The 13340-nt window shown below is 35.6% G+C and carries 13 protein-coding genes; all 13 read left to right on the top strand.

The window, feature by feature from the left end:
* Positions 1-11 precede the first annotated feature (11 nt).
* The 13 genes from RHP56_RS06865 (at position 12) to RHP56_RS06805 (ending at position 13329) form a co-directional block, all read left to right on the top strand.
* Positions 12-998 (top strand): glycosyltransferase, encoded by a 987-nt coding sequence (locus tag RHP56_RS06865; RefSeq protein WP_281446839.1) that lies wholly within the window; start codon positions 12-14, stop codon positions 996-998.
* A complete protein-coding gene (locus RHP56_RS06860; protein WP_102753772.1) occupies positions 995-1954 on the top strand; it encodes a glycosyltransferase family 92 protein in 960 nt (319 codons plus the stop codon). The genes RHP56_RS06865 and RHP56_RS06860 overlap by 4 nt, the downstream gene beginning before the upstream one ends.
* Positions 1955-1958: 4 nt before the next feature.
* Entirely contained in the window at positions 1959-3092 is a 1134-nt protein-coding gene (locus RHP56_RS06855) for a glycosyltransferase (protein ID WP_102753773.1), read from the top strand.
* A 73-nt stretch (positions 3093-3165) separates the two neighbouring features.
* The gene (locus tag RHP56_RS06850; protein ID WP_281446840.1) at positions 3166-3744 is read left to right on the top strand and encodes a serine O-acetyltransferase; all 579 of its coding nucleotides are present in this window, start codon (positions 3166-3168) and stop codon (positions 3742-3744) included.
* Positions 3737-5260 carry a lipopolysaccharide biosynthesis protein gene (locus tag RHP56_RS06845; protein ID WP_281446841.1) on the top strand — a complete coding sequence of 508 codons (1524 nt, stop codon included), beginning with the start codon at positions 3737-3739 and terminating at the stop codon, positions 5258-5260. Before RHP56_RS06850 ends, RHP56_RS06845 begins: the two co-directional genes overlap by 8 nt.
* Positions 5261-5609: 349 nt before the next feature.
* Positions 5610-6761, top strand: coding sequence for a glycosyltransferase family 2 protein (locus tag RHP56_RS06840; protein ID WP_102753656.1), 1152 nt, complete (start codon positions 5610-5612; stop codon positions 6759-6761).
* Positions 6762-6818: 57 nt separating this feature from the next.
* Positions 6819-7694 carry a glucose-1-phosphate thymidylyltransferase RfbA gene (rfbA, locus tag RHP56_RS06835; RefSeq protein WP_102753655.1) on the top strand — a complete coding sequence of 292 codons (876 nt, stop codon included), beginning with the start codon at positions 6819-6821 and terminating at the stop codon, positions 7692-7694.
* Between the two features lie 9 nt (positions 7695-7703).
* The gene (locus RHP56_RS06830) at positions 7704-8297 is read left to right on the top strand and encodes a dTDP-4-dehydrorhamnose 3,5-epimerase family protein (protein WP_102753654.1); all 594 of its coding nucleotides are present in this window, start codon (positions 7704-7706) and stop codon (positions 8295-8297) included.
* A gap of 13 nt (positions 8298-8310) precedes the next feature.
* On the top strand, positions 8311-9348 hold the full coding sequence (rfbB, locus tag RHP56_RS06825) for a dTDP-glucose 4,6-dehydratase (protein WP_102753653.1): 1038 nt from the start codon (positions 8311-8313) through the stop codon (positions 9346-9348).
* Positions 9349-9396: 48 nt separating this feature from the next.
* Positions 9397-10236, top strand: a complete 840-nt coding sequence (gene rfbD / locus RHP56_RS06820) for a dTDP-4-dehydrorhamnose reductase (protein WP_102753652.1) — start codon at positions 9397-9399, stop codon at positions 10234-10236.
* Positions 10237-10620: 384 nt separating this feature from the next.
* Positions 10621-12153 carry a hypothetical protein gene (locus RHP56_RS06815; RefSeq protein ID WP_102753651.1) on the top strand — a complete coding sequence of 511 codons (1533 nt, stop codon included), beginning with the start codon at positions 10621-10623 and terminating at the stop codon, positions 12151-12153.
* Positions 12154-12161: 8 nt separating this feature from the next.
* Positions 12162-12560 (top strand): hypothetical protein, encoded by a 399-nt coding sequence (locus RHP56_RS06810; protein WP_102753650.1) that lies wholly within the window; start codon positions 12162-12164, stop codon positions 12558-12560.
* Positions 12553-13329 (top strand): WxL domain-containing protein, encoded by a 777-nt coding sequence (locus RHP56_RS06805; RefSeq protein WP_102753649.1) that lies wholly within the window; start codon positions 12553-12555, stop codon positions 13327-13329. The genes RHP56_RS06810 and RHP56_RS06805 overlap by 8 nt, the downstream gene beginning before the upstream one ends.
* The last annotated feature ends 11 nt before the right edge of the window (positions 13330-13340 follow it).

The following is a 13340-nucleotide window of genomic DNA, read 5'->3' as shown; positions in this document are numbered from 1 at the left end:
ATAAATTTTATATGGCAAGAGTAGCAATTTTATTGTCACATTACAATGGTGATAAATATGTAAAGGAGCAAATCGATAGTATATTGGGACAACAAATCTCAAATGATATTAGTTTAAGTTTATTCGTAAGAGATGATGGATCAACAAATTCTGATTTATCAATTTTAAAATATTATGAACAGCAAAAACAGTTGACGCTTTTCGCAGAAAAAAATGTTGGGGTTAAGTTATCTTTTTACAAGTTAATGGAGAAAATTGAAGGATTTGATTATTATTTTTTCTCTGATCAAGATGATGTTTGGTTAGAAAATAAAGTTCAATCCATGGTTAATAGACTACAAAAATTTGAAAATATTAATCAGTTCCCTGTTGGTGTGTTCAGTGATTTATTAATTGCTGATAAGTACGCCCAGTCTACTGGCAAACTAATGAAGCATTCGGATTTTTGCTTAATGTCAGAGAATAAAAATTTTGCTAGGGAAAATATTTTAAAGTATTATATGGTTACCGGAGCCTCTTTTGCCTTTAATGAGGCAGCAAGATGTTCAGCCGTAAAAATGGGAAGTGGAATTTTTAAAAATACAAACATGCACGATTCTACGATGGCTTTCATGATTGTATTATCCGGAACTCTTTTATATTTAGATAAACCGTTAGTTTTATACCGACAACATGAGAATAATGTCATAGGTTATCATGAACAAAATAGCATTTTAAAAAAAATACAAACATTACAACGAGTGTTTGATGGTAAATTGTGTAAATTATTCGATGTATACATAATTTCTAAAAAAATAGAAAACATTTCAGATAAGAGGATACAAATTATAAATAGCATCTTCACAAGAAGCAAATTCAATTCAATTTATTATTCATGGAAACTGAAAAAGGATATATTCGGACCTAAAAAAATGGTCTCGTGGGTTTTATTCTTATTTTTCGGAATACGATCAGTAAATAAGTACCAATCAAAATTAGCTGAGGTTAAAAAGCTATGAGATATCAAATCAAAATGTCAAGGTTTCAACGTAGGTATCTTTGTTTTAAGGCAAATGTTATAGGTACACTAAGCAAATTGAAATCCATCACTAATGGCAACACGATAAATATACTGAAACAAATTACTGACAATCGAACTGAATTTCCTAATCAACTTAGTGTTGTTGCAATTATCAAAAATGAAGCAAGTTATATTCAAGAGTGGATCGAATTTCACAAATTGGTTGGTGTTACAAAATTTTATTTGTATAACAATGAATCAGAGGATAATCTAGAAGATAAGTTAGCCCCGTATCTTCTAGATGGAAGTGTTGAATTGCACACGATTATTGGGAAAGGGAAGCAACTAGAAGCGTATGAAAGGGCAATTCAAATAGCGAAAAATGAAACACGGTGGCTAGCTATTTTAGATATAGATGAGTTTTTATTACCATTGGATAATAATCGTATCATTGATATTTTAGATGAAGGAAGAAAATCTGCCATGCTTGTTGGTTGGATGGTATATGGTAGCGGTGGTTTTATCAAGCGACCAGAGGGCCTTGTTACAGAAAATTATCGAAAACATGCAACCGATGACTTTATCGCCGATTACAAGTCAATTGTCAATCCTAGAAAAGTAATCTGCGTTAAAAATCCCCACTTCGTGCAAGTCCTTGGAAAAACCACCGATGAGAACGGAAAAAAAATTTGGCAATATCCATATACTAATTCGCCACAAGCATTGCCTGCCTCAAAAAAAAGAATTCGAATCAATCACTACTATTCAAAATCACTAGAAGAATTTGAAATGAAATCTCGTAGGGGATATGCAGATGGTTCTCTGGGTGATGGTCGCATGGCTAGAAACATGGATGTTTTTAGAGATCATGATCAGAATGCTGTTGAAGATAATTATATAGATGAATATATTCCTAAATTGACGGCAGCATTAAAAGCATTTGATAAGGAATGACTAGATGAAAATATTATTTATTGGCATGACACGAAACATTGGTGGTACCGAAACGTTTATTATGAATACAGCTCGAACCCTTTGGAAAAACAAGAATATAACAACATATTTCTTGAATATTGAAGAATCTAAAATTGCATATGAAGATGAGATTATCGCCAATGGAGGGAGAATAATCAACTATTCCATACACAAGGGATTAAGCGGGCTATTATACAATAAGAAAGAAGCAAATATCTTTTTTAAGGATAATCATTTTGACATTGTTCATATCAATGCAAATATTTTACGAACATCTTTTTGGGCAGAACCTGCAAAAAAAAGGGGAGTTAGTCAAGTTTTTTTTCATGCGCATAATTCTTCATATGGTCCACGCAATTTTTTGAAGAGGACAATTTATTCATTAATCGGTTATTTAGATCGAAGAAATTTAGTTAAGAATAACGTTAAATTGTTGGCAGCAAGTTTCGGAGCTGGTAAGTGGATGTTCCATGAACATCCATTTAGAATTGTCAATAATGGTGTGGATACTAGTCTCTTTAAGTTTGATTATGTGAAAAGAGAAAAGATGAGAAAATCACTCCATATCAATGATAAAACATTTGTCCTCATATCTGTTGCAAGGTTTTCTTATCAGAAAAATCATAATAAAATAATCGACATTTTTAATGAGTTATTGAAAACTAATCCTGATTCAACTTTATTATTAGTAGGCAGCGGTGAATTGTTGGACCAAGTCAAAGAAAAAACAAAAAAACTTAGAATCAGTAAACATGTAATATTTATGGGAAAAAGAGATGATATATCAGCGTTATTATCAATGTCGGACGCAATGATCTTTCCATCTCGATATGAAGGGACACCCTATTCATTGATAGAATCAGAGAGTAGTGGCTTACCAGCTATGGTTTCGAGTGAGGCATTTGATCAATCATCAAACATAACTGGAGATTTAAAATATCTATCGATTGACGCAAGTGATATTAGATGGGCAAAAGGTCTCTTGGATTTTGATTTTAGTGATCAGTTAGGCGTGCGACGTCTAGAAAAGAATAAGTTGGTTGAAAAATCCAATTATTCACTCAAGTACTTTCAATCACAAATTAAAAAAATCTATAATCTTGATAACAGTAAATAAATTAGTTTGTCCACATTAGGGTTAATTAATGTTGTTACTAGGCATCAATTAATGATGATACAGAGGAAAAATAATGAGTACAATACTGAGAAGGCAGATATATGAGGATAGATTAGCTTATTTTTCTGGCAATGAAAAAAAAGCTAGAAGTATGTTTGCTAATTTTGGAAGACCAGGGCTTAAGTATATGTCACTATATAGGAAAGCTGATTTTTTTCAGAATAAAAATAAGCTATTAGCAAAGTATTATTTTTTAAGAAAAAGATTTTATGGCGAAAAATTTGGATTGCAGATTGGTACCAGTCTTAATGGACATATAGGTAATGGATTCAAAATTGTTCACAATGGATTACTTGTTATTCATGGATCAGCGATCATCGGTGACCACGTAACTGTTCATCAAGGCGTTTTTATTGGACAAGGTATTAATTCTCCGGAAGATGTGCCTACGATCGGTAATGATGTGTACATTGCACCCGGTGCAAAAATACTAGGAAATGTGAAGATTTCTGATAACGTAACAATTGGTGCTAATTCAGTGGTAACACACGACATCATTGAGCCAGGTGTAACTGTTGCTGGAGCTCCAGCGGTTATTATTGGCCGAAAAAGTGTAGTGGTTACAAAAAAATCAGTGAAAAAATATGAATAGACAAAAATATGCAATTAGAAACATATTAATAATGCTATCGACTTATATAGTTACTACTATAATTTCTTTCGTGGTACGTGCGATATTTGTTCGACAATTAGGAAGCCAGTATCTAGGATTAAATGGTGTCTTTACAAGTATTTTATCTGTGTTAGCTATTTCAGATTTGGGTATGGAGTCAGTTTTTGCTTTTTTATTATATAAGCCTTTGGCCCAAAATGATAATAATTCAATCAGAAATTTCATTGCGTTGTTTAGAAAAGTATACACTTTTGTGGGGGGGTTCATTTTTATAACGGGATCCTCAATTATTCCTTTTTTGCCGTTGATTATTGGTGAGCAAGGAAATGAACTTAGTCATGTAACTTTAATTTACTTTATTTTGTTAGTCAATTCTGCTAGTAGTTATTTATTCACTTATAATCGAACGATTTTAAATGCAAATCAAAAGAACTATATAATTACTGGCGTAAATTTTCTGTTGGTAACCGGTGTTAATTTACTGCAAATAGTTTTTCTTTATTTATTTGATTCTATGGTCATATATGTGTCTTTGTTCCTTATTTCTACATTAACTACAAACATAATACTTTCTCGGATTGTTTTAAAAGGCTATCCTTTTCTACATAGTCTACCAAAACATCCAAAATTATCGAATGAAGATAAGAAAACATTGTTGCACAATACAGTCGGGGGATTGTCAAACAAGTTAGGCTCTATAATAGTCTTTGCGAGTGATAATATCTTGCTATCAATTTTTGTCAACTTAACAACGGTGGGGTTATATTCGAACTATACAATGATTTTAAATAGTTTGTCTGGGTTAATTCAAAAAGTTTTTGGTACTCTGACAGCAGGAGTTGGTAACTTGTCCGTTCAAGCTCCAGAACGTGCAGCTAAAGTATTTAAGCAACTCAACTTTTATATAACAGGAATAGCATTCTTTTTAGCACCTCAATTATTGACCATGTTGCGCCCGTTGGTTGTTTTTTGGTTAGGAGAGGATTATGTACTTTCGCAATACATAGTTTTACTTATTATTATAAACTTTGTAATCCAAATTTCGAGAGCTCCAGCACTTGTCTATATTGATGCATATGGCTTACAGTGGGTTCAAAAGTGGAAATCTGTTATTGAGTCAATTTTGAACATTGGGTTTTCTTTGGTTGCCTTATCGCTTTTTCATCTAGGGTTAATCGGTATTTTGTTAGGAACGATAGGATCTACAACATTATTTGTGTTATGGTATGAACCCTTAATTGTATTAAATTATTCTCTAAACTTAAAATCTAGAGAAAGATTTCAAGTCCTTTGTCAAATACTAATTGAAAAGCTATGGCTATTAATCCCAACAATAGTAGCTTGGTTAATAATGCATTTTTTCCACGGGAGTGGAATATTATTCTTGCTTCAATTAATGATTGTGAACCTTATTATTTCTATTATATTATTTTATATAATCTTTGGTCGTAGAAGTGAAACTAAGTCCTTGTACTACATGTTTGTAAAAAAATAAAAAATCCTAACTCGGGTACTGCTGCCAGTAATAATTGTCTATGAAGTATTTAATACTATACTTTAACTATATTGAGTATATAATGGGATTGAATTTAGTTATTTTAGTTCTAAGTAATCGTAATTATATCGTATTTTTATGATTAGCGTTATTATGAGTATATATATATTAATTATAGTTTTATCATTCTAGCGGGAAAACTACTTCTAATTAAGAAGTATCTTTAAATTTATAAAATTTTGTGATTTATAAAATGTTAAATAACTAAACTTTATAGTAAACATGTAAGTTTTTAATGCGGGTGTTGGCTCGTGAGTATAGTAATTTAAAGGCTTGGGAGAGACTGAGAATGAATCAAGATGAATTTAAAGTATCAGTTGTGATTGCACACTACAATGCTGGGAATTATATCAGAAAAGCGCTTGACTCTCTGGTCAGACAGACAATGAACCAAAATGATTTTGAGGTGATTATTGTTGATGATAAGAGTACTAAGCCGTTAAATATTATTCAGGAATATGAGAGTCAACTTAAACATTTGCGAATAGTTGTCGAAGAGCAGAATCATGGTTATCCAAGCATTCCAAGAAATCATGGAATAGCAAAAGCACGTGGGACATTCATCATGCTTATGGATCAAGATGACAATTTAGCGGATGACACCTTGTTGGCTTTTGTTGCATTTGCTGGCAATGATTCTGATGTCATTATTGGCAAATACGCTGAAGGCAAAATGTACAACGGCACACAGGTTCCCTTTAAAAACGGCACGAACATTAAAGACGCGAGCATCATAACGGATCATATTCTCAGTACGTTAGCACCCCATAAGATGTATCGAAGGGCTATGTTAAATCAATATGATGTTAGATTCCCTGACAGTACTTACATTCCAGTCGAAGAAGATCAAGTTTTCAACATGAAAGCCTACTCTGTTTCGAGAAAGATCTCTATCTTAGCGGATAAAGATTACTATTATTGGAACCAACGAGAAGACTTTGGTAATCTGGGCAAGAGTTCAAGTTATACCTACAATGAACCTTGGAAATACCTCAATATCTTATCGGAGGTATTCAACATTATTGAGACTTCTCCTAATTGGTCTTTGGCACAACAATCTAAGCTCAAGGCAATGTATATTGGTCGACTATTTAATAGCTCATATACAACTGTGATAGAGATTATTAAGCTTCAGAAAAATGAACAAGAGAGAGAAACGCTAATTGCTGGTTTGAGAAAAATAATCAATGAGCGTATGGATTCACAAAGTATTAGCGAAGTTCGCCAAGCATCACGATGGATGGTTCTGGGAATTAAGTATGGTATGAGCTATGAGGAATTATCGAACTTAGAGACAGAATTGTTTTCAGGCGAGAAACCATTAGCGCAGAATATACAAAGCATTAATGGCGAGACAGTGAAAAAGCTGTCAATCCATGGACGAACATGCGCAATTCCAGTTGACTTTCTAAAGAAAGAAAAGACTCTTGGTTCGAACTAAGTTAATGGACACCATTCTTTGATGTAAAATGCGCGAGCATATATAAGGAGAGAAAAAATGAAAGGTATTATCCTAGCCGGAGGTTCCGGCACAAGACTTTATCCAATTACTAAGGCAACAAGTAAGCAATTGGTGCCAATTTATGACAAGCCAATGATTTATTATCCATTGTCTGTTTTGATGTTAGCTGGTATTAAGGATATTCTGCTAATTTCAACGCCTGAATACGTTGGACGTTTTGAAGAACTATTTGGTAATGGTCATGAAATTGGTCTAAATATCGAATATGCAATTCAAGAAGAGCCTCGCGGTTTGGCTGATGCGTTCATTGTTGGCGCTGACTTTATCGGTGATGACGCTGTGTCTTTGGTGCTAGGTGACAATATTTTCTATGGCGCAGGGCTATCAGAGAAGTTACAAGAAGCAGCTCTGAAAACATCTGGTGCCACAGTGTTCGGTTATCAAGTTAAGGATCCGGAACGATTTGGTGTGGTTGAATTTGACAAGGATGGCAAAGCTTTGTCTATTGTTGAAAAGCCAGAACAGCCAAAGTCCAATTACGCCGTAACCGGTCTTTATTTCTATGACAATGATGTCGTGGAAATCGCTGCCAACGTTAAACCATCAGAGCGTGGTGAAATTGAAATTTCTGATATTAACCAAGCTTACTTGGAGCGTGGCGATTTGGATGTTCAAGTCATGGGACGTGGCTATGCTTGGCTTGATACTGGGACACACGATTCACTTCTCGAAGCTTCTTCCTTCATTGCAACGATTCAAAAACAACAAAACTTAAAAGTTGCTTCATTAGAAGAAATTGCTTACCGTATGGGGTATATTGATATTGCGCAATTAGAAAAGTTGGCACAACCATTGAAAAAGAATGATTACGGTCAATATTTGCTAAGAATTGTTGATGAAGAAGGGGAATAAGGCGTTTACATGACTGAAGAATTTTTTGAGAAAAAATTGGCAGCACAACCAATTGCAGCTATTCCGGGGATGATGGTGTTTGATATTCCCGTGCATGGTGATAATCGTGGTTGGTTTAAGGAAAACTTCCAAAAAGAAAAGATGTTACCCCTTGGTTTTCCAGAATCCTTTTTTAAAGAAGATAAGTTACAAAACAATGTGTCCTTATCACGAAAGGGTGTGCTCCGTGGCCTGCATGCTGAACCATGGGATAAGTACATTTCTGTGGCTGATAATGGTCGTGTGTTGGGCTCTTGGGTTGACCTACGCGAAGGTGATTCATTTGGACATGTCTACCAAACGGTTATTGATGCTAGTAAGGGCATTTATGTACCACGTGGTGTGGCTAATGGATTCCAAGTATTGAGTGAAATGGTATCATACTCATACTTAGTCAATGACTACTGGGCACTAGATTTAAAGCCAAAGTATGCCTTTGTGAATTACGCAGATCCTGCTTTGGGCATTGAATGGTATGGTATCGAAAATGCTGAAGTAAGTGAAGCAGACAAAAATCATCCTTTGCTAAAAGATGTCGTGCCACTAACAAAAGAGCAATTGTAATAGGAGAACATTCATGACTGAATATAAGAATATTTTAGTAACGGGCGGTGCCGGCTTCATCGGGGCGAACTTTGTCCGTTACATTGTCGAAGAACATCCTGATGTTTCTGTGACAGTTTTAGATAAATTAACTTATGCTGGGAACAAGGAAAACTTAGCAGGTTTGCCAGAAGACCGTGTGAAATTAGTGGTTGGCGACATTGCTGATGCACCATTGGTTGATCAATTGGTATCTGAGACCGATGCCGTGATCCACTATGCCGCTGAGAGTCATAACGATAATTCATTAAAAGACCCATCTCCATTTGTGCAGACAAACATTATTGGTACATATACCTTAATTGAAGCAGCACGCAAGTATAACAAGCGTTTTCACCATGTATCAACTGACGAAGTTTATGGCGACTTGCCATTGCGTGAAGATTTGCCAGGACATGGTGAAGGTGCCGGTGATAAGTTCACACCAGAATCACAATACCGTCCTTCAAGCCCTTATTCATCAACAAAGGCAAGTTCTGATTTGTTAGTTCGTGCTTGGGTACGTTCGTTTGGCTTGCAAGCTACTATCTCGAATACATCAAACAACTATGGCCCATACCAACACATTGAAAAGTTCATTCCTCGTCAAGTAACGAATATTATCAGCGGAATTAAGCCAAAGTTGTATGGAAACGGTAAAAACGTCCGTGACTGGATTCATACCTACGACCATGCGACTGCAGTTTGGGCAATTTTGACTAAGGGGAAAATTGGCGAAACGTACTTGGTTGGTGCTGATGGTGAAAAAGACAACATCACAGTATTACGCGCTATTTTGAAAGATATGGGTAAAGCTGAAGATGACTTCGACTTTGTTCAAGATCGTTCAGGCCACGATTTACGTTATGCAATTGATGCCACAAAAATTCGCGAAGAATTGGGTTGGACACCAAAGTACACTGATTTTGAAACTGGCTTAGCCGACACTATCCAGTGGTACAAAGACAACCAATCTTGGTGGCAAGCTGAAAAAGATGAAGTTGAAGCCAAGTACGCACAGAATAATCAATAAAGTTAAAACTCACGCATGTGAGTTTTTTGTCTATGAGGGAGAATTGGAATGAAGTTTTTAATTACAGGTGCTAATGGTCAACTAGGGCAAGAATTACAAAAGTTATTGCGCGAACGTGGACTAGATTTTGTCGCTTTTGATTCAAAACAGCTCGATATTACGAACAGCGCAGCTGTGTTATCAGCGTTTGAACAAGAGCAACCGGATGTTGTTTTGCATGCGGCGGCCTATACAAAAGTTGATCTAGCCGAAGATGACGGGCGCGAGTTAAACTGGCAGGTTAACGTTGATGGGACTAAAAATGTTGCCGATGCTGCTAAATTATACGAGGCAAAGCTGGTAGCCGTTTCAACAGATTATGTTTTTGATGGCACCAACGAGGGCGAATACCTCGAATCAGATGCGGTTAACCCAAAAAATTCCTACGGACGAGCTAAACTAGCCGGTGAATTGGCTGTTACTGAAAGTGGCGCTGATGCCTACATTGTTCGCACAAGTTGGGTATTTGGCGAGTTTGGCAATAACTTCGTTTACACCATGCAACGCTTGGCAGCCACTCATCCCAAGTTGACAGTTGTGAATGATCAACTGGGACGGCCAACTTGGACACGTACTTTGGCTGAGTTTATGCTTCATTTGGTAGAGGTTAAGGCGGCTTATGGTATCTACCATTTGTCTAATGACGACATTGCCACATGGTTTGACTTTGCTCGGGAAATTTTGAAAGATACAGATGTTGATGTTACCCCAGTAACTAGCGCAGAATTTCCACAAAAAGCTTACCGACCAAAGCATTCAGTGATGAGTTTGGAGAAGGCTAAGGCGACAGGATTTGAGATTAGTACTTGGCGCGAGGCGCTGGGGGAGTTTTTGGCAGGGATAAAGTAGTAGTAGTTAAATTCATGCTGATGAGATAAAAATATAGTTTGGAAAGAAGCCTTATCTTATATGGAGTAAGGTTTTTTGTTTGCTATTTTACTTGTGAAAATAATATTTAATAACATACATTTTACAATAAGTCAAGCAAAACGACTCAAAATACGTCGGGTTGAAATTGTTATTCGTTCTAATTTAATATGCAAGTACTTACTTGTATTAAAGCTATTGATACAAAATATTCTAAACAAAAATCGTTAAGATAGTAATTAACTAAAGTATAAATATTATTGTGGATTAATAAACGATTATAAAAAAACATATTTCTGTTGTTTTGATTTCACATTGTAACTGGTACAATGATAAGCGTTTAAGTGTATTAGAAAGGAGGAATTCATGTTAAAAAAAGCACTATTACCTCTATTGGGAATGTTAACTGTAGTGATTGTGAGTGCATGGTATATTAATTTTTCACCTCAACGAACATCAGTATCAACCACATATCAATACAAGAAACCATCAAGTACATATCAATTTCAAAGACTTGCAGAAGACGATACTAGGGTCACTTTGCCAGCAGCAGGTCACTGGCAAGATGATTTTTCAGAATCAAAGAATACGGGATTGGGATTATCTGGTCACTTCAATGTTTTTTCAAAAATAATGGATCTTGACGATCGACCAATAGAAGGTAATTTTGCTACACAAGACATGATTAGAAAAGGTGGTAGTTCAGCTGGTCATAAGGGTATTTCCTATCTTCAAAGAAGCATACAGTCTAATAATGATCAGGCAACATTTAATAACGATACTTTGATTTTAGGCTCGTCTTTTAAATATTTACAGCCAACAGCAACCGATGGACGATCAACAATCAACGGCTTAAAACTAAACCAAACACCAAAAGTGTTACGGCAAGATGCTGATAATGATGAGTATTTGGATATAGATACAGAACTCGCGAGGCTATCATCTGTATCAAAAATAATCGCCAACCACTCCAAAAATAATAATGCCACTGTTGAAAACAAGTGGGGGGGTACGATAACAATTGATGCGAGTCATATTCCATCGGAAGATAATGTCAAGTATTTAACTGTTAAAGCAAGTGATTTTCCTGGCTATTCTTTGTCAATTAAGGGAATATCTGATGTGGAGAAGGTCGTTATTACAATCGATACTTCCGGTGTGAACAATTTTTCAACAGGTAGCATGGCTTTTGATTCGGTTTCGAAAAGCAAAAATATCATGTTTAATTTTTATAATATAGATTCTGAAACTAATTATACAGGTAATGTTGATTGGCAGAGCAATAATAAAGAAACAAGTAATGCCATATTATCGCCTGAAGGCATTGTCACACTGTCTGGTATTGGTACGTTTAATGGTAACATTGTTGCACATAAATACGTAGGAAATAACACTTTTCCAACAAGTAGTACTTTTCCAGATTTGGAACTGCCAATTGATAGAAACAATGATGTGTCACCAAAGTTAATCTCTGCTCCAGATGTAGATTTTGGTTCTCACAAGATGAATAGTGAAACAAGTTTGATTGGTAATTGGAAAGGTAACTGTCAAGTCAGTGGTGAAAAAGGTAAAGAAATAAAAATTAACGTTGAATTGGCTAAACAGTTCACATCAGAAAATGGATCATTCGCTAATGATGTTAGTTGGCAGTTAGTGAAGAGTGATTACAGCTCGGGCAGCTTAACAACGTCTTTACAAGACTTTACAACAACATCGGCACGTATTAATTATTGGCCCTGGCAAGATGATGGGACTGGTAATTTATTGTCTGATTGGAGCTATAACAAAGAAAAGAAACAATATAGTTTCTACGATATACAAATATCTAATTTAGACACAATAACAGAAATAGGTAATTATACTGCAACGCTGAGATGGACATTGGTTGATAGTCCATGAGAGTCTACATGAAACTAAAAAAGATTCTGTTGTGTGTCTTGTCTAGCTACGTAATTGTTAGTTCTATGATTGTTTGTTCGGCCAATGTGTTGGGATCTGAAATTGAATCTCACGCGCAAATAAGTTTTCAAATGCCAGAATATATACCTGTTGAACAACAGTCAACCAATCAAATGTCCACAGCTAAAGGTACATTAGTGAATGCACCAATGGCTCATGGTAAATTTGGCCGTCAGTCTGGTTATGTCTCAACTCGAAAGGAGGTGATACCGGTCATTACACGACTACCAAGTGTAGCTGTAACACATAGGCAATCATTATCATACATATTATGCAGTGTTATCATCATTACGATGGTGATTATTTCAGAGAATAAGAGAACAGAAAAAGGGAAGAATTATGATTAACAAGAAAATTTTAAGTTTAGCAGGATTAGCTAGTTTAGGATTGGCAATAGCACCACTCACTGTGGTACATGCAGATGATGTTTCAACAACATCAAACGCAACAATTACATTTAGTGAAGATGATACTTCAAAGTCAGTGTTAGATCCCACAAATCCAAATGGTGGTCAAAATAGTGTTCAACCCACAGAACAAGATGGAGATACAACTCATTCAAATGGAACAAGCGGACCACTAACAATTGACTTTGCATCTTCACTTAATTTTGGAAATCACAAAATATCAACATTGAAACAAGAGTATTCTGCTTTTGCTCAAAAGTATCGGGATAATAACAATAACAAACAGGAAGGTCCTAACTTTGTTCAAGTGACTGATTCTCGATCAGGATCAGGTCAAGGATGGAGATTAACTGTGTCGCAAGGAAACTTTCAAGCAACAAATCCTGATGATGAGACTAAGCCATATATATTAAAAGGTGCACAGATTCATCTTAAAAATGGAACGTACGTTTCTGGAAATGAGGCAACCTTCAATAACTCATTAACTCAGGATAATGTACATAGTGATGCGATATTGGGAGGTGCAGAACAAGAACTGATGCATGCTGACAAAGGTACCGGTCGTGGTACATCATTATATACGATGGGAACCAAAGAAAATGCTGCTGAGAGTGTTACTTTAGAAGTCCCAGCGGGTGCAGAAAAAGTAAAAGATGTTAATTATTCGGCGACTTTGACATGGAAGTTGTATGATGCGCCAAGTGAATAACTATAATTGAA

The sequence above is a fragment of the Leuconostoc sp. C5 genome (genome assembly GCF_056530425.1).
This window is presented reverse-complemented; position numbering and strand designations above follow the sequence as displayed.

Coding starts and splice junctions, on each gene's coding strand:
- rfbD (WP_102753652.1), top strand. CDS start 9,397: ATGAAGTTTTTAATTACAGGTGCTAATGGTCAACTAGGGCAAGAATTA.
- RHP56_RS06860 (WP_102753772.1), top strand. CDS start 995: ATGAGATATCAAATCAAAATGTCAAGGTTTCAACGTAGGTATCTTTGT.
- RHP56_RS06810 (WP_102753650.1), top strand. CDS start 12,162: ATGAAACTAAAAAAGATTCTGTTGTGTGTCTTGTCTAGCTACGTAATT.
- RHP56_RS06830 (WP_102753654.1), top strand. CDS start 7,704: ATGACTGAAGAATTTTTTGAGAAAAAATTGGCAGCACAACCAATTGCA.
- rfbA (WP_102753655.1), top strand. CDS start 6,819: ATGAAAGGTATTATCCTAGCCGGAGGTTCCGGCACAAGACTTTATCCA.
- RHP56_RS06865 (WP_281446839.1), top strand. CDS start 12: ATGGCAAGAGTAGCAATTTTATTGTCACATTACAATGGTGATAAATAT.
- RHP56_RS06805 (WP_102753649.1), top strand. CDS start 12,553: ATGATTAACAAGAAAATTTTAAGTTTAGCAGGATTAGCTAGTTTAGGA.
- RHP56_RS06855 (WP_102753773.1), top strand. CDS start 1,959: ATGAAAATATTATTTATTGGCATGACACGAAACATTGGTGGTACCGAA.
- RHP56_RS06845 (WP_281446841.1), top strand. CDS start 3,737: ATGAATAGACAAAAATATGCAATTAGAAACATATTAATAATGCTATCG.
- RHP56_RS06815 (WP_102753651.1), top strand. CDS start 10,621: ATGTTAAAAAAAGCACTATTACCTCTATTGGGAATGTTAACTGTAGTG.
- RHP56_RS06840 (WP_102753656.1), top strand. CDS start 5,610: ATGAATCAAGATGAATTTAAAGTATCAGTTGTGATTGCACACTACAAT.
- rfbB (WP_102753653.1), top strand. CDS start 8,311: ATGACTGAATATAAGAATATTTTAGTAACGGGCGGTGCCGGCTTCATC.
- RHP56_RS06850 (WP_281446840.1), top strand. CDS start 3,166: ATGAGTACAATACTGAGAAGGCAGATATATGAGGATAGATTAGCTTAT.